Origin of the sequence: Streptomyces candidus (assembly GCF_014207445.1) — a bacterium.
In the GTDB taxonomy this organism is placed as follows: domain Bacteria; phylum Actinomycetota; class Actinomycetes; order Streptomycetales; family Streptomycetaceae; genus Streptomyces; species Streptomyces candidus.
The window spans coordinates 226325-242804 of the sequence record NZ_JACHEM010000006.1 but is presented as its reverse complement, the minus strand read 5'-3'; the positions used below and the strand labels follow the sequence as shown (position 1 = coordinate 242804).

Here is a 16480-nt window from a genome sequence, read left to right as displayed (position 1 = left end):
TGCTGCATTGCTTAGGCTTACCTAAGCTAACAGCTCAGTCCGGGAGTACGGAGAGAAGTCGCTGCAAAGAGCCGCCCAAGCCGTACCGCTGTGCCAGAGCCTCCAGTGCCGCCGGGTCGCGGGGGGCTGAGGGCAGTGCCGGGTCGAAGGACGGGAGGGGGACGTCGTCGGCGACCCGTACGACCTTCGGCGCGACCGCGAGGTAGGGGCGGGCCTCGTCCAGTTTCCGGCGCTGGGAGGGGGTGAGCTTGGAGGCGGGGTCGTCGACGGCCGCCATGATCCCGGCCAGGTTCCCGTACGCGTCGAGCAGCTTGGCGGCGGTCTTCTCGCCGACACCGGGTACGCCCGGCAGGCCGTCGCTCGGGTCGCCGCGCAGCAGGGCCAGGTCGACGTAACCGGGGCCGTCCACCCCGTACCGTTCCCGCAGCCATGCCTCGTCGGTGACCTGGAGCGTGCCGACGCCCTTGATCGGATAGAGGATGCGGCGCCCGCGGGCGTCGTCGACGAGCTGGAAGAGGTCCCGGTCGCCGGTGACGACGTCGACCGGTCCCTCTGCCCGGGCGGTCAGGGTGCCGATCACGTCGTCCGCCTCGTACCCGTCCGAGCCGACCCGGGCGATGCCCAGTGCGGCGAGGACCTCTTCGATGACCGGGACCTGCGGGGAGAGGGTGTCGGGGGTCTCCTCGGCGTCCGGTGCGCCCTCGATCTCCTCGGCGACGCGGTGCGCCTTGTAGGACGGGATCAGGTCGACCCGCCACTGGGGGCGCCAGTCGTTGTCCCAGCAGGCGACCAGGTCGTCCGGTTTGTGGTCGTGGACCAAGCGGGCGATGAAGTCCAGCAGCCCGCGCACCGCGTTGACGGGGGTGCCGTCGGGTGCGCGGACCGAGTCCGGGACCCCGAAGTAGGCCCGGTAGTAGAGGGAAGCGGTGTCGAGGAGCATCAGGCGTCGGGTCACGTTCCCGATGATGCCGCACACCAGTGACAGCGGCCCGGGACCGGGCCGGGGGGCAGGATTCGGGCGTCGCACGCAGGACGGCATGCGCGAGAGCTGATCGGTCCTCAAGTCCCCTGCGCTGTCACACCGTTCAGGAAGAGAGGGTGTGGTGCGGCGGGACGCCGGGGACCGTTCCGGCCGCGGTGTCCCGTAGGGGTTCTGGACGCGGGCGAGTGACTTCGCGGCGGAAGCAGTTGTGTCACCCAGGTGTGACGTGTGTGGGAAACCGTGGGGTGAAATTGCGTAGGCTGCTGTGCGTCGGTGGAAGAACGGGACGGGGCGGGGAGGAGGGCCGGAGCGATGCCGAGGGACGACAAGGACGACAAGAAGGACGACAAGGCGATCGTCCGGGTCGGTACGGCAGTGCGCAGGCGCCGCCGCGCCCTGGGGCTGACCCTCGCCGTGGTCGCCGAGCGCAGCGGACTGTCCGTGCCCTTCCTCAGTCAGATAGAGAACGAGCGGGCCAGACCCAGCATGCGTTCGCTCCAGCGGGTCGCGGACGCCCTGGAGACGACCGCGCCGCAGCTCCTCGCCGCCGCGGACTCCGCGCTGTCGGTGGACCTCGTACGGGCCGGCGAGGACCCCGGCCTGGAACCGGGTGCGGGGGTACGGCCGTTGGTGCGCGGACACCATCAGCTGCACGCCCTGGAATTCACCGGGATGCAGGACGCGGGGCGGGAGTACCAGCACCGCAACGACGAGCTGATGTACGTCGCCGACGGCGCGGTGGAGGTCGAGGCGGAGGGCCGCGCCTACCGGCTGTCCAGGGGCGACGCGCTGCACCTGTCCGGCGGCGTCCGGCACCGCTGGCGGGCCACCGAACCCGGCACGCGACTCGTGGTCGTGGCGGTCGCCGAGCACATCGACGCGGCGGACGGGTCCCGGCGGTGAGCACGGAACCGCCGCGGAAACGGGTCGTCTCGCTGGTCCCCTCGCTGACCGAGGCCGTCGCCGTCACCGTGCCCGGGGCGCTCGTCGGCGCCACGGACTGGTGCACGCACCCGGCGGACCTCGGGCCCGGCGTCGTGCGCGTCGGCGGTACCAAGAACCCGGACGTCCCGGCGGTCCTCGCGCTGCGCCCCGATCTCGTGCTCGCCAACGAGGAGGAGAACCGCGCACCGGACGTGGCCGCCCTGCGGGAGGCGGGCGTCGAGGTCCTCGTCACCGAGGTGCGCACCCTTCAGCAGGCCTTCGCCGAACTGGCCAGGACACTGCGCGCCTGCGGGGCCGCCGGGCGCGTGACCTGGATGGACGACGCGCGGGCGGCTTGGGACGCGGTGCCGGTGCTGGCCGCGCCGTGCCGGGCGGTCGTGCCGGTCTGGCGGCGGCCGTGGATGGTGCTGGGCCGGGACACCTTCGCCGGGGACCTGCTGCGCCGGCTCGGCGTGGCGAACGCGTACGCCTCGCACGAGGACCGCTACCCGAGGATCGGAATCGACGAACTCCACGTCTGCGAAGCCGAGTTGGTGGTCCTGCCGGACGAGCCCTACCGGTTCACCGCCGAGGACGGGCCGGAGGCTTTCCCCGGCCGTGCGGCGGCCCTCGTCGACGGGCGGATGCTCACCTGGTACGGGCCCTCGCTCACCCGAGCGCCGGCCGTGCTGGGCGCGGCCCTGCGAGCAGCGCGCCGCTGAGCAGGCCCCGTACGGTACGGAAGGCCGTCACCGCCCAGGCGGCGACGAGCAGCACGAACAGTGCCGTCGCGAGCCAGAGCAGGGCGTCGAGCCCGGTGTGCCGGGCCAGTCCCGCCGCCCCCGTCACGCACGTGCCCACGGGGAAGGTGAAACCCCACCACGTCATCGCGAACGGCATCCCGGCGCGGGCTCCCCGTACGACCATCGCCACCGCCAGTGCCAGCCACAGCAGCGCGAAGCCCAGCACGGGGACGCCGTAGACGACGGCGAAGGCCTGGAAGCCGTGCGCGTACGTCGCGCCTATCGCGCCCGGAGCCACGTCGGCGAGCTGATTGACGGCGGTCGTGGACTGGCCGAGCGGTCCCAGCACCAGGAACAGTGTCGGCGTGAGCGGCAGCGGCAGCGGACCGTGCACGAGCAGCCGCGCCAGCACCAGCGGCAGGATCAGCAGCGTCGCCAGCAGACTCAGCCCGAACAGGGCGTAACAGGCGAGCAGCATCGCCGTACGGGGCTGGCCCTGCGGCAGATGCGGCATCAGCTGCGGGCCCAGCGCGGCCGACACCATTGGCGCGACCAGCGGCAGCAGCCACACGGGAGAGGCGGCGGCCACCCCCTCGATGCGGTGCCGCACCACCATCAGGTACGGGACGACCGCCGCCGCCAGCAGCGCGAGCACGGTCCCCGCACTCCACAGCACCGACGCCACCCCCAGCGCCGTCGCAGGACCCAGCACGTCCTGCCCCACGGTCGCGGCACCCCCGCCGACGGCGAGCACCGCCATGGCGAGGCAGCCGTAGAACGGGGCGACCGCCGGATCGAGGAGATGGGCGCGGGCCTGGTCGCGGTGGTGGTGCCAGTGCGCGCCGCGGGCCGTCACCAGGACGAACAGAACGAGCGCGGCCAGCACCCAGGACGCGGTCAGCGCGGCGTGCAGGACGGGCGAACGGTACGGGAGGGCGCTGCCGGCGGTGGCCAGGACGGCGGTGCCCATCACGGTGGCGTACCAGTGGGGGCCGAGGTGACGCAGCTGCGGGGACGGCGCGACGGGAGCGGCGCGTTCGGGGGTGCGGGGGAGGAGCTGCTGCGTGGTGAGGGCCATGGCACCAGGGTCCGCCGCGGCTGTCCCTCCCACCAGGGACAACGCCTCTATGAGGACATAAGCTGGGGTTATGAGCCCCGGCGAACCGTCCCTCCCGTCCCCTCTCTCGCATCGCGTCCCGGACCTGGCCGCCATGGAACTGCTGCTCGCCGTGGCCCGGCTCGGCAGCCTGGGGCGCGCCGCCAAGGAGCTGGGCGTCTCGCAGCCCGCCGCGAGCGGCCGGATCCGGTCGATGGAGCGGCAGCTCGGCGTGACCCTGGTCGAGCGTTCGCCGCGGGGTTCGCGGCTGACGGAGGCCGGAGTCCTCGTCACCGACTGGTCGCGGCGGATCGTGGAGGCCGCCGAGGCGTTCGACGCGGGGGCGCGGGCGCTGCGCGGACAGCGGGATTCGCGGCTGCGTGTCGCCGCGAGCATGACGATCGCCGAGTACCTGCTGCCGGGCTGGCTCGTCGCCCTCCAGGCGGAACGGCCCGGCACGGCGGTCTCGCTCCAGGCCGGCAACTCCGCGGCCGTGGCCCGGAGCCTGCTCGACGGATCCGCGGACCTGGGGTTCGTGGAGGGCACGGCGATGCCGGAGGGGCTGGACGGGGTGGTCATCAGGCGCGACCGGCTGGTGGTCGTCACGGCACCGGGCCACCCGTGGGCGCGGCGCCGGCGACCGGTGGGCGCGGCCGAGCTGGCGTCCACGCCGCTGATCCTGCGCGAGGAGGGGTCGGGAACCCGGCAGGTCCTCGATGCGGCCCTCGCCCCGTACGGCGGCCTCGCGCTGCCCCTCCTCGAACTGTCCTCCACGACGGCCGTGAAGGCCGCGGCCGTGAGCGGGGCGGGACCGAGCGTGCTGAGCGAACTGGCCGTGGGGGAGGAAGTGGGCGCGCGCCGGCTGGTGCCGGTCGAGGTGGACGGGGTGGAACTGCGCCGCGACCTGCGCGCGGTCTGGCCCGTGGGGCCGGCGCCGGTGGGCCCGGGAAGGGACCTGCTGGGGCTGACGCGGGAGCGATGACGCGGAGCGGCGGGCAACAACGGCTCCCGGCCCACGTCCTGATGAACCGTCACGTGGACCGGGACCCGTTGCCGGAACCCGACCGGGGCGAACCGGTCGCCCTCTTGGGCCGCGTGTTGTTGTTTGCGGTGTGGACGAGCGGATACCCGGTGTTCATGACTGCACAGAATTCGAACGCCAAGTCCACTGCCACCGATGCCAAGTCCCATGCCACCGGTGCCGCGAAGTCCACCGCCACCGATGCCAAGAAGGCCGCGACCGACACCAAGGCCACTGCCCAGGACACCACTTCGCAGGCCAAGGGCGCCGCCGACAAGGCCAAGGACGCCACCACACCCGTGAAGGACGTCGCCGGGAAGGCGACGAGCGCCGCGCAGAGCGCGACGGCCGCAGGGCTCAAGGGGGTCCAGGCCGGGAAGCAGGCCCTGGAGTCCGCTTCCGGGAAGGTCGCGTCGAAGGCCACCACGGCGTGGACGCTCATCAACAACCGCAAGGCGATCGTCGCCGGGGCGGGCGCGGGAGTCGTCGCGCTGGGCGCCGCGTCCTTCGCGGCGGGCCGCCGGGTCGAGCAGCACAGCCGCGGGCCGCTGACAAAACTTCTCGCCGGTACGAAGCTCTGAGTCCGGGCGCGTCCGCGCGGACTCACGACGGGCTGCCGCGACCGCGGCCGACGCGACGTCACCCGCCCACTAGGCGGAGACGTGCCGTCACGCGGTCGCGGCTGCCGCGATGTTGCGCACCATCCCGCCGAACACCACGCCGTGGAACGGTGCCACGCTCCACCAGTACGCGTGCCCGGCCAGCCCGTGCGGGTGGAAGACCGCCCGCTGCCGGTAGACCGTCCGGCCCCGCTCGTCCCGTTCGACGGCCAGCTCCAGCCAGGCGAGCCCCGGCACCCGCATCTCGGCCCGCAGCCGCAGCAGCTTCCCCGGCTCGATCTCCTCGACCCGCCAGAAGTCGAGCGAGTCCCCGACCCGCAGCCGCGCCGCGTCCCGCCGTCCGCGCCGCAGGCCCACGCCGCCCACCAGGCGGTCCATCCACCCCCGTACCGCCCAGGCCAGCGGGAACGAGTACCAGCCGTTCTCTCCGCCGATGCCTTCGATCACCCGCCACAGCCGTTCCGGCGTGGCGTCCACCACCGCTTCCCGCAGGTCGGTGTAGAGGCTGCCGCCCGCCCAGGCGGGGTCGGTGGGCAGCGGGTCGCTCGGCGTTCCCGGCACGGACGCGTTCGACCAGCGGGTGGTGACGTCGGCCTCCTGGACCCGGCGCAACGCCAGCTCCACGGCCCGTTCGAAGCCGATCGGCCCGCCGTCCTGGTCCTGGGCCGCGCGGGGTACGTACTGCTCGATGTCGTGCTCCGCGCACACCACCTCGTGCCGCAGCGACTCCGCGAGCGGCCGGGCGATCGACGCGGGAACCGGCGTGATCAGCCCCACCCAGTGGCTGGACAGTCCCGGGGTGAGCACCGGCAGGGGCAGGATCAGCCGCCGGGGGAGCCCGGCCACCCGGGCGTACCGCTGCATCATGTCCCGGTAGGTGAGGACGTCCGGCCCGCCGACGTCGAAGGTCCGGTTCACGTCCTCCGGGAGCCGGGCGCAGCCGACGAGCAGCCGCAGCACGTCCCGCACCGCGACCGGCTGGATCCGGGTGCGCACCCAGCTGGGCGTCACCATCAGCGGCAGCCGCTCCGTCAGGTACCGCAGCATCTCGAACGACGCCGAGCCCGAACCGATGATCACCGCCGCGCGCAGGGCCGCCGTCGGGACCCCGGAGTCCATCAGGATCCGCCCGACCTCGGCACGCGAACGCAGATGCGGCGACAGCTCGTGCTCCGCGACTCCGGCCGGGGTGAGTCCGCCCAGGTAGACGATGCGCCCGACGCCGGCCCGGTTCGCCTGCTCGCCGAAGTTCCGCGCGGCTTCCCGGTCGGTCCTCTCGAAGCCCTTGCCGGTGCCGAGGGCGTGCACCAGGTAGTACGCGACATCCACCCCCTCCATGGCCCGGCGCGTCGACTCCGGGTCCGTCACGTCACCCCGTACCGTCTCCACCTGCCCGGCCCAGGGGAAGTCCCGCAGCTTGGCGGGGGTGCGCGCCAGACAGCGCACTTCGTACCCGGCGGCCAGCAGTTCGGGCACCAGCCTTCCGCCGATGTAGCCGCTCGCCCCGGTCACCAGACACCGCACGCCGTCGCCTCCTCGCTCCTGTGACTTCCGTCTTCCCGCCCCTCCACTGTGAACCCCCGCGGGTGATTCGGAGCGGCGGGGCGGGCGGATGGGTGCGCGGACGGGTGAACGGAGCCTTCGGTGCGCCGTTGCAGCCGGGGCGTGTCCCTACGGGCGTCCGGCGGTCAGGACGCCGTCGGCTCCCGCCGTCCCTGCCTCGTGGGGGACGCCGAGGGCGGCCGACACCAGTGCCTGTGACAGCCGCAGGTCGGTGCCCATCTCCGGGTGCCACTGGACGCCCAACGCCCAGCTCTCGCCCGGGAGTTCGATCGCCTCCACGGTGCCGTCCGCCGCGTACGCGGAGACCACCAGGCCCTCGCCCACCCGCAGGACGGCCTGGTGGTGGTAGGCCGGTACGTCGCTGCTGCCCGGCAGGATCTCCGCGCAGCGCGTGCCGGGCACCGTCCGTACCGGGTGGGTCCCGAAGGCGCCGACCGTCACGGCGTGCCCGTCGAGGTGCTGGACGAGGGTCCCGCCGAGCGCCACGTTCAGCAGCTGCATGCCCCGGCACACGCCGAGCAGCGGGGTCCGGGAGTCCAACGCCGCCCGGATCAGGGCCAGTTCCCACGCGTCGCGCGCCGTGGCGGGCGGCCCGGTGCGCGGCTCGCGCTCGGCTGCGTACCGTACGGGATCCACGTCGGGGCCTCCCGCGATCACCAGCGCGTCGAGCCGGGCGACGACCTGGGCCGCGTACGCCGGATCGTCGGGCGGCAGCAGGAGGGCGCTGCCGCCCGACGCCTGGACGAGCTGCGGGTAGCCCGCGGGGACCAGGGCGGCGGGAAGGTCCCAGACGCCCCATCGCACGGACGACTCCAGGTAGGTGCTGATGCCGACGAGGGGCTTGACGGACACGTGCGGTTCCTCCCACTGAAGCGGTACGGGGGTTACTTGCGTTCCAGTTCGGCCTCGGCGGCGGCCAGTGCCGCGAACTCCTCCTCGGGCGCCGAGGCGACCAGCCGGTGCCGAGAATAGAGGGCGAAGTAGGCCAGCGCGACGACGTACACGACCAGTGCGATCAGCGCCGCGTCCTTGTCCACCAGGAACGTCGCCACCAGCGCGAACAGTGCCAGCACGAACGCCGTCGACGAGGTGATCACGCCGCCGGGCGTGCGGTACGGCCGGGGCAGGTCCGGCTCACGGCGGCGCAGGACAATGTGCGACAGGGCCATCAGGGCGTACGAGATGGTCGCGCCGAAGACGGCGATGTTGAGCATCCGGGCCCCGTTGCCGGTGGACGCGGCGAGCGCGAAGCCGATCGCGCCGGGTATCAGCAGCCCGAGGTAGGGGGCCTTGCGCCGGCTGGTGAGCGAGAGGAACCGGGGGAGGTAGCCGGCCCGGGACAGGGCGAAGAGCTGGCGGGAGCCCGCGTAGATGAGGGAGAAGAACGACGCGACGAGCCCGGCCAGCCCGGCGTAGTTCACGAAGCGGCTCAGCCCGGTGGCCGGGCCGTCGCCCTGCAGCGCCACGACCAGCGGATTGCCCGCGTCCTGCACGGCCGCCGAACCGCGGGCACCCGTCGCGGCGAAGAAGGTCAGCATGGCGAGCAGGACCAGGATGCCCATGGAGATCGACAGCGCGCGCGGCATCGACCGCACCGGGTCCTTCGCCTCCTCGGCGGCAAGCGGCACCCCCTCCACCCCCAGGAAGAACCACATGCCGAACGGGAACGCCGCCCAGATGCCGAGCAGGCCGAACGGCAGCCAGGAGTTCGCCCCGAGCGCGTCCTCGTCGACCGGGATGTCGTTCAGGCCGTCCGCGTTGAACTCGGTGAACGCGCCCACCGCGAAGATCAGCAGCGCGGCCACCGCGATGGCCGTGACGACCAGACTGAAGCGCAGCGCCTCGCCGACGCCCCACAGGTGGATGCCGATGAAGACGGCGAAGCAGGCGAGATACACCGGCCAGCCGGAGGTCAGGCCGAACAGGTTCAGCGACTCGACGTAGTCGCCGATGAAGATGGAGATCGCGGCCGGGGCGAGGATGTACTCGATGAGGATCGCCGTGCCGGTCAGGAAGCCGCCCCAGGTGCCCAGCGCCCGGCGGGCGAAGCCGTAGCCGCCGCCCGCCGTGGGCAGGATGGCGGACAGTTCCGCGAGGGCGAAGACCAGGCAGGCGTACATCGCGCCCATCAGGAGGGTGGCGATCGCGAGGCCGCCGAAGCCGCCCTTGGAGAGGCCGACGTTCCAGCCGGAGAAGTCCCCGGAGACCACGTAGGCGACGCCGAGCCCGGTGAGCAGCAGCCAGCCCGCGCTGCCCCGGCGCAGAGTGCGCCGTTTCAGGTAGTCGTCCGTGACGTCGGGTCCGCCGCCGCTCCCCGGTCCGCCGGTGGATCCGGCCGTGTCCGTGGAACCCTGTCCGTCCGTGGCCATGGGCCGCTCCCGCCGTCGCCTGACAATGGTGTGGGACCACACCATTGCGGCCGGAACGGCTCCCGCGCAACCCCCTCGCGTGACGCGGGAGTTACGAGAGGAAGCCCCGGAGGAGGGCGGCCGTCCCCGAGCAGTGCTCGCGCATCACCTCGCGCGCCGCCTCCGCGTCCCCTTCGATGACGGCCTCCACGAGTGCCGTGTGCTGCTGCTGGGAGTGCTCCAGGTTGCGCACCAGCAGGGGTATGCAGTCCAGGAGTCCGTTCACCTCGGCCCGTACGGCGGCGTACTGCGCGCTGAGCCGCGGCGAGCCGGCCAGCCCGGCCAGCGTCAGGTGCAGCAGCGTGTCCGCCCGCCGGTAGTCGGCGAGGGGGGCGTCGTGCGTGGCGGCCAGCGCGGCCCGCAGCCGGTCCGCCCCGGGGCCGTCCAGTCCCCGGTCCGCGCAGAGCCCGGCCGCCCCCACCTCCAGCACCTCGCGGAAGCGCAGCGCGTCCTCCACGTCCAGCGAGGCGACCCTGCGCCGGAGTTCGTCACCCCCGGGGTTCTCCGGGCGGCGGCACACGAACGTGCCCCCGTACCTCCCGCGCCTGCTCTCCACCAGCCCCTGGTCCTGGAGCACCTTGAGCACCTCGCGCAGGGTGACCCGGCTGATGCGCAGCCGCTCCGCCAGGTCCCGCTCCGCGGGCAGCCGTCCACCGGCCGGTACCAGGCCGAGCCGCAGTACCTGCAGCACCTGCTCCAAGGCCTCCTCGAAGCCGTTCCCGGCCCGCACCGGACGCAGTACGGCCGTCAACCGGTCGCCGTTCACATCACCCGCCCCGCCCTTCGCCATGTTCCCGAACCCTCTTCCCAAGCAATGGTCTTGGGGAATACCTTAAGGGCTCCGGCCGACCCTGGAGGGCTTTCCCGTGGCAGTTCCCGAGGCAGACCGCACACCCCCGCTCCCGCTGGAGGAGCTGCGCGCGCTGGTGGCGAGCGGTGAGATCGACACCGTGGTGCTGGCCTTCCCCGACATGCAGGGACGACTCACCGGCAAACGGTTCGCCGCCCCGTTCTTCCTCGACGACGTGCTGACCGACGGAGCGGAGGGCTGCAACTACCTCTTGGCCGTCGACGTCGACCTCAACACCGTCGACGGCTACGCCATGTCCTCCTGGGACAGCGGCTACGGCGACTTCGCCATGCGACCCGACCTCGCCACCCTGCGCCGCGTCCCCTGGAACGAGGGCACCGCCCTGCTGATGGCCGACCTGATGTGGCACGACGACACCCCGGTCGTCGCCGCGCCCCGCCAGATCCTGCGCCACCAGATGGCGCGCCTCGCCGAACTCGGCTACACCGCGCACGCCGGCACCGAACTCGAGTTCCTCGTCTTCAAGGACACCTACGAACAGGCCTGGGACGCCAACTACCGGGACCTTGAGCCGGTCAACCAGTACAACGTCGACTACTCCATCCTCGGCACCGGCCGCGTCGAACCCCTGCTGCGCCGCATCCGCAACGAGATGGCCGCCGCGGGTCTGACCGTGGAGTCCGCCAAGGGCGAGTGCAACCCCGGCCAGCACGAGATCGCCTTCAAGTACGACGAGGCCCTCACCACCTGCGACCAGCACGCCATCTACAAGAACGGCGCCAAGGAGATCGCCGCCCAGGAAGGCGTCTCGCTCACCTTCATGGCGAAGTACAACGAGCGCGAGGGCAACTCCTGCCACATCCACCTCTCGCTGCGCGACGCGGACAACCGGAGCGCGATGGCCGGTGACGGCCCCGACGGCATGTCCCCCCTGATGCGCCACTTCCTCGCCGGACAGCTCGCCGCGCTGCGCGACTTCTCCCTCCTCTACGCGCCCAACATCAACTCGTACAAACGCTTCCAGCCCGGCTCGTTCGCCCCGACCGCCGTCGCCTGGGGCCACGACAACCGCACGTGCTCGCTGCGCGTCGTCGGCCACGGCCCCTCGATGCGCTTCGAGAACCGGCTCCCCGGCGGCGACGTCAACCCCTACCTCGCCGTCGCGGGCCTGATAGCCGCAGGCCTGTACGGCGTCGAGCACAAGCTGGAACTCCCCGAACCCTGTACGGGCAACGCGTACACCGCCGACTACGAGCGCGTCCCCACCACGCTGCGCGAGGCTGCGGAGCTGTGGGAGGCCAGCCCGATCGCGCGGGCGGCCTTCGGCGACGAGGTGGTGGCGCACTACGCGAACATGGCCCGCGTCGAGTTGCGGGCCTTCGACGCCGCGGTCACGGACTGGGAGCTGCGGCGTTCCTTCGAACGCATGTGAGCCGGAGCCGCGCCCCGGGGTGCGCGACGGGCCGATGCCCTGCGGCGACCACCCGGGGCGGCTCTTCGGCGAGCCCCTCGTCGAGTCCGCGCGTGCCCGCGTACCCCTCGGTTCCGCTGCCCTCGGTTCCGCTGCCCGGGGCCGCACCCCGGCCCTCCTGTCCGGCCCCTGCTGCGCCCTTCACCCGTTGGCCGGACCGCCAGTGTGACGGGGGCCCGCGCGGGCGGGCCCCGCAGAGCCCCACCCGACCCACCCCGTAAGGAAACCCCTTGCAGATCCTCAACCCCGCCACCGAAGAAGTGATCGCCACCGTCCCCGCCGCGACGGCGGCGGACGTCGACGCGGCCGTCGCCCGCGCCACGCGCGTCCAGCGCGCCTGGGCCGCCACCCCTCCGGCCGCCCGCGCCCGCCACCTCCGGCGCTTCGCCGTCACCGTCGAGGAGCACATCGAGGAACTCGCCCGGCTGGAGGTGCGGGAAGCGGGCCACACCCTCGGCAATGCCCGCTGGGAAGCGGGCAACGTCCGCGACCTCCTCGACTACGCCGCCGGTGGAGCCGAACGCCTCCACGGCCGCCAGATCCCGGTGCCCGACGGACTCGACGTCACCCTCCTGGAACCGCTCGGCGTCGTCGGCGTCATCGCCCCGTGGAACTTCCCCATGCCGATCGCCGCGTGGGCGACGGCCCCCGCCCTCGCCGCGGGCAACGCGGTGCTCCTCAAGCCTGCCGAGACCACCCCTCTCACCGCGCTGCGCCTCGCCGAACTCGCCCTGGAGGCAGGGCTGCCCGAGCACCTCTTCCAGGTACTCCCGGGAGAGGGCCCGGTCGCCGGGAACGCTCTCGTCGAGCACCCCGGTGTCGCCAAGATCGTCTTCACCGGCTCCGCCCGTGTCGGCAAGGCGGTCATGGCCAAGTGCGCGGACCGGGTGAAGCGCGTCACCCTCGAACTCGGCGGCAAGAGCCCCAACATCGTCTTCGCCGACGCCGACCTCGAAGCCGCTGTCGCCGCCACCCCCATGTCCTTCCTGGACAACGCCGGCCAGGACTGCTGCGCCCGCACCCGCATCCTCGTCGAGCGCTCCGTCCACGACCGCTTCCTCGAACTCCTGGCCCCTGCCGTCGAGTCGGTCGTCGTCGGCGATCCCTTGGACGAGAAGACCCAGATGGGCCCGCTGATCTCCCGGACGCAGCGGGACCGGGTCCGCTCGTACGTCGACGAGCACGCCCCCGGTATCCGCGGAACGGCCCCCACCGGCCCCGGCTTCTGGTTCCCGCCGACGGTTCTCACGGGCCTCGCCCCCGACGCGCCCGCCGCCACCGAAGAGATCTTCGGCCCCGTCGCCGTCGTCCTCCCCTTCGACGACGAGGCCGACGCGATCCGCCTGGCCAACGCCACCGACTACGGGCTGTCCGGTTCGATCTGGACCCGCGACGTGGGCCGCGCCCTGCGCGTCTCCCAGGCCGTACGGGCGGGCAACCTCTCCGTCAACTCCCACAGCAGCGTGCGCTACTGGACCCCCTTCGGCGGTTACGGCCAGTCCGGCCTCGGCCGCGAACTCGGCCCCGACGCCCTCGCGGCCTTCACCGAAACCAAGAACGTCTTCATCAGCACGAGCCACGGCACGGAGGCCTGAGAACACCATGAGCACCGACAACGACATCATCTGCCGCCGCCTCGTCGGCCGCACCGCCGTCATCACCGGCGCCGGCAGTGGCATCGGCCTCGCCGCCGCCCGCCGCCTTGCCTCCGAGGGCGCCCACGTCGTCTGCGGCGACATCGACGAAACGGCGGGGAAGGCCGCCGCCGAAGCCGTCGGCGGCCTCTTCGTCCGGGTCGACGTCACCGACGCCGACCAGGTCGACGCGCTCTACCGGGCCGCGCACGACACCTACGGCAGCGTCGACATCGCGTTCAACAACGCCGGTATCAGCCCGCCCGACGACGACTCCATCCTCACCACGGGCCTGGAGGCCTGGAAACGCGTCCAGGACGTCAACCTCACCTCCGTCTACCTGTGCTGCAAGGCGGCCCTGCCGTACATGCGGCGCCAGGGCCGGGGCTCGATCATCAACACCGCGTCCTTCGTGGCGGTCATGGGCGCCGCCACCTCCCAGATCTCGTACACCGCCTCCAAGGGCGGCGTCCTGGCGATGTCGCGCGAGCTGGGCGTGCAGTTCGCCCGCGAGGGCATCCGCGTCAACGCGCTCTGCCCTGGCCCGGTCAACACCCCCCTGCTGCAGGAGCTGTTCGCCTCCGACCCGGAGCGCGCCGCCCGCCGGCTCGTCCACATCCCGCTCGGCCGGTTCGCCGAGGCGACGGAGATCGCGGCGGCCGTCGCCTTCCTGGCCAGCGACGACTCGTCGTTCGTCAACGCCACGGACTTTCTGGTCGACGGCGGCATCTCGGGCGCATACGTCACTCCGCTCTAGGCCCGCCCTTTAAGGTGAGCCGCATGAGCATGACGACCCCGCCCGGCTGGTACCAGGACCCCAGCGCCCCCACCCAGGAACGCTGGTGGGACGGTTCGGCATGGAGCGCGCACACCCGCCCTCCCGGCCAGACCGCGCAGGCCCCGCAGTTCGGCCCGCCGCAGTCCCAGCCGCCGCAGGGTGGTTACGGCTACCCGCAGACCGCGGCACCGGCGCAGGGTTACGGATACCCGCAGGCCCCGCAGGCCCCGCAGCCGTACGGCACGCCGCCGCCCCCGCCCGCACCCCCGGGCGGGGGGCAGGGCGGCTCCGGCGGCCTGAGCAAGGGCGCGCTGATCGCGGTCGTCGTCGCCGGGGTCGCCGTCGTCGCCGCGATCATCACGGGCGTCGTCGTCCTCGGCAAGGACGACGACGCCCCCGTACCTCCCGTCGCGGCGCCCACGTCGGTGACCACCCCGGGGGCGGGCCAGAGCGCCCCTGCCGCGCCGGAGACCCCCGGCTCCTCCGGCCCGTCCGCAGACCCCACCACGCTCGCCGACCAGCTCAACGGGATCACGCTGCCGATCCCCGAGGGCTGGGAGATCCCGGAGTACGGCGGCGACCGCGAGGCCGCCACCCTGCAGACCGACGAGACGTACGACTGCCCCGCCGAGGGCGGCTTCTGCCGCCACGGCACGGTCACCTCCCGTACGGCGCCCTCCGGGCCGACCACTCCCGAGGCCGTGGCCAAGGCCGACATCGCCAAGGCCACCGAACTCGCCTACGGCAAGGACTTCCTCGACCGCGAGAAGCACGGCGGCGTCACGTCCCACACCCAGGTCAAGGCGGAGGCCGTCACCGTCGCGGGCAAGCAGGGCTACCTGGTCCGCTGGAAGGTCGTCACGGGCAAGGGGCCGGGCGGCTACGTGCAGTCCCTCGCCTTCCCGAGCAGCATCGGCCCCGGCTCGATCGTCCTGGTCCGCTTCAACGTCGACGCGGGACCCGGCGCCCCGTCGGTCGACGTCATGGACACCATCACCCAGGGCATCCGCAGCACGACCTGAGACACACGTGGGGGCCGTGGAACCCGCCCGGCGGGGCCGCACCTGTCACAGGAAGGTGTGCCCCTCGCCCCGGTACGTCGGGACGGACTCGGTCACCCGCTCATCCTCGATCAGGTGCAACCGCGCGAAGCGCTCGCACAGCTCACCCGCCTTCGCGTGCCGGAACCACACCTTGTCGCCGATGAGCAGATCGTCCGCCGCCGAACCCAGCAGCGGCGTCTGCACCTCGCCCGCCCCCTCCTGCGCGTCGTACCGCAGCCCCTCCGGCAGGTACGGCACGGGCGAGCGGTCCGCACCGGCCACACCGGAGGCGGGGTAACCGCCGCCGAGCACCGTCACGACGCCCACCCCCGGCCGCCGCACCACCGGCATCGCGTACAGCGCCGCCGGACGCCCGCTGAACGACCGGTAGTTGTCGAACAGGCGCGGTACGTACAGCCCCGACCCGGCGGCCACCTCCGTCACCGCGTCCTCGGCGACCGTGCTCTCCACGCTCCCCGTCCCGCCGCCGTTCACGAACTCCAGATCCGGTACGACGCTCCGCACCGCCCGTACCACCTCCGCCCGCCGCGCCGCCAGTTCCCGGCGCGCCGCCGCCTGCATCAGCCGCACCGCACGGGACCGCAACGGCCGCCCCCGGACGAGGTCACCGACGCCGGCGACGTGCCCCTCGTACGCCATGATCCCGACCAGCCGGAAGCCCGGACGACGGGCCACGGAGCGTGCCAGCTCGGCGAGTTGGGCGGGCTCGCGCAGCGGGGAGCGCAGCGCGCCCACCCGGATCCGGCCGCCCAGCATCCGCAGCGAGGTGTCCAGCTCCAGGCATACCCGGATCTCCTCGGCCCCGCCGCCGCGCGAGCGCTCGATCAGCTCCAGCTGCGCCGGGTCGTCCACCATCACCGTCACCGCGGCTGCCAGCTTCGGATCGGCGGCCAGCTCCGCGTACCCGCCCCGGTCGACGGACGGATAGGCCAGCAGCACGTCCTCGAAACCGGACCTCGCCAGCCACAGCGACTCGGCCAGGGTGTAGGACATCACCCCGCAGAACCCGTCCCGAGCCAGCACCCGCTCCAACAGTGCCCGGCACCGCACCGACTTGCTCGCCACGCGTACGGGCTTGCCGCCCGCCCGGCGCACCAGATCGGCGGCGTTGTCGTCGAACGCCTCCAGATCGACCACGGCCAGCGGCCCGTCCAGGTGTGCCGTCGCCCGGTCGTAGCGAGCCCGGTCGGCGGCGCGCGGCACCGCACCGGACACGACGGAGGGGGCGGTACGGGCAAGTGCACGGCGCGTCACACGGGGAGTCATGGCCGCAGCTTGCCAGAGTCGATTACCCCTCGGTAGGGGGACGATCCGGTCAGATGCACTCCATGCCCGGCTCGGGTTCCCCGGGCGCCGGAGCCACCC

The 16480-nt window shown here is 73.0% G+C and carries 15 protein-coding genes; 8 read left to right on the top strand and 7 right to left on the bottom strand.

The window, feature by feature from the left end; all coding sequences use genetic code 11:
* Positions 1-34: 34 nt before the first annotated feature.
* Positions 35-940 (bottom strand): 5'-3' exonuclease, encoded by a 906-nt coding sequence (locus HNQ79_RS14200; RefSeq protein WP_229923591.1) that lies wholly within the window; start codon positions 938-940, stop codon positions 35-37.
* Between the two features lie 354 nt (positions 941-1294).
* On the opposite strand from HNQ79_RS14200, the gene HNQ79_RS14195 reads away from it, so the two are divergent.
* Together HNQ79_RS14195 and HNQ79_RS14190 are read left to right on the top strand one after the other, a co-directional pair.
* Positions 1295-1885: a helix-turn-helix domain-containing protein gene (locus HNQ79_RS14195; RefSeq protein ID WP_185030804.1), complete on the top strand. Its 591-nt coding sequence runs from the start codon at positions 1295-1297 to the stop codon at positions 1883-1885.
* Positions 1882-2628, top strand: a complete 747-nt coding sequence (locus HNQ79_RS14190; protein ID WP_185030802.1) for a helical backbone metal receptor — start codon at positions 1882-1884, stop codon at positions 2626-2628. The genes HNQ79_RS14195 and HNQ79_RS14190 overlap by 4 nt, the downstream gene beginning before the upstream one ends.
* Here HNQ79_RS14190 and HNQ79_RS14185 read toward each other — a convergent pair.
* The gene (locus HNQ79_RS14185) at positions 2576-3727 is read right to left on the bottom strand and encodes a TDT family transporter (protein ID WP_185030800.1); all 1152 of its coding nucleotides are present in this window, start codon (positions 3725-3727) and stop codon (positions 2576-2578) included. The genes HNQ79_RS14190 and HNQ79_RS14185 overlap by 53 nt on opposite strands.
* Positions 3728-3797: 70 nt before the next feature.
* Here HNQ79_RS14185 and HNQ79_RS14180 point away from each other — a divergent pair, with 70 nt between their 5' ends.
* Both HNQ79_RS14180 and HNQ79_RS14175 read left to right on the top strand, forming a co-directional pair.
* Positions 3798-4727, top strand: coding sequence for a LysR family transcriptional regulator (locus tag HNQ79_RS14180; RefSeq protein ID WP_185030798.1), 930 nt, complete (start codon positions 3798-3800; stop codon positions 4725-4727).
* A gap of 155 nt (positions 4728-4882) precedes the next feature.
* Positions 4883-5347 (top strand): hypothetical protein, encoded by a 465-nt coding sequence (locus HNQ79_RS14175; protein WP_185030796.1) that lies wholly within the window; start codon positions 4883-4885, stop codon positions 5345-5347.
* Positions 5348-5434: 87 nt separating this feature from the next.
* Here the strand turns inward: HNQ79_RS14175 and HNQ79_RS14170 are convergent, their stop codons facing one another.
* The 4 genes from HNQ79_RS14170 to HNQ79_RS14155 all read right to left on the bottom strand — a co-directional run bounded on the left by HNQ79_RS14170 (position 5435) and on the right by HNQ79_RS14155 (position 10147).
* Entirely contained in the window at positions 5435-6898 is a 1464-nt protein-coding gene (locus HNQ79_RS14170; protein WP_373312588.1) for an SDR family oxidoreductase, read from the bottom strand.
* A 159-nt stretch (positions 6899-7057) separates the two neighbouring features.
* A complete protein-coding gene (locus HNQ79_RS14165; RefSeq protein WP_185030794.1) occupies positions 7058-7801 on the bottom strand; it encodes a gamma-glutamyl-gamma-aminobutyrate hydrolase family protein in 744 nt (247 codons plus the stop codon).
* A 32-nt stretch (positions 7802-7833) separates the two neighbouring features.
* Complete coding sequence (gene eat / locus HNQ79_RS14160) at positions 7834-9318, bottom strand: ethanolamine permease (RefSeq protein ID WP_229923574.1); 1485 nt, start codon at positions 9316-9318, stop codon at positions 7834-7836.
* A 91-nt stretch (positions 9319-9409) separates the two neighbouring features.
* Entirely contained in the window at positions 9410-10147 is a 738-nt protein-coding gene (locus HNQ79_RS14155; protein WP_185030791.1) for a FadR/GntR family transcriptional regulator, read from the bottom strand.
* A 76-nt stretch (positions 10148-10223) separates the two neighbouring features.
* Between HNQ79_RS14155 and HNQ79_RS14150 the strand changes: the two genes are divergently transcribed.
* The 4 genes from HNQ79_RS14150 (at position 10224) to HNQ79_RS14135 (ending at position 15073) form a co-directional block, all read left to right on the top strand.
* On the top strand, positions 10224-11600 hold the full coding sequence (locus tag HNQ79_RS14150) for a glutamine synthetase family protein (RefSeq protein WP_185030790.1): 1377 nt from the start codon (positions 10224-10226) through the stop codon (positions 11598-11600).
* 269 nt (positions 11601-11869) lie between these two features.
* Positions 11870-13234, top strand: a complete 1365-nt coding sequence (locus HNQ79_RS14145; protein ID WP_185030788.1) for an aldehyde dehydrogenase family protein — start codon at positions 11870-11872, stop codon at positions 13232-13234.
* 7 nt (positions 13235-13241) lie between these two features.
* On the top strand, positions 13242-14030 hold the full coding sequence (locus HNQ79_RS14140) for a 3-oxoacyl-ACP reductase (RefSeq protein ID WP_185030786.1): 789 nt from the start codon (positions 13242-13244) through the stop codon (positions 14028-14030).
* A gap of 23 nt (positions 14031-14053) precedes the next feature.
* Positions 14054-15073, top strand: coding sequence for a DUF2510 domain-containing protein (locus tag HNQ79_RS14135; protein WP_185030784.1), 1020 nt, complete (start codon positions 14054-14056; stop codon positions 15071-15073).
* A gap of 45 nt (positions 15074-15118) precedes the next feature.
* Here HNQ79_RS14135 and HNQ79_RS14130 read toward each other — a convergent pair whose 3' ends face one another.
* Positions 15119-16381 carry an amino acid deaminase/aldolase gene (locus HNQ79_RS14130; protein ID WP_185030782.1) on the bottom strand — a complete coding sequence of 421 codons (1263 nt, stop codon included), beginning with the start codon at positions 16379-16381 and terminating at the stop codon, positions 15119-15121.
* Between the last annotated feature and the right edge of the window lie 99 nt (positions 16382-16480).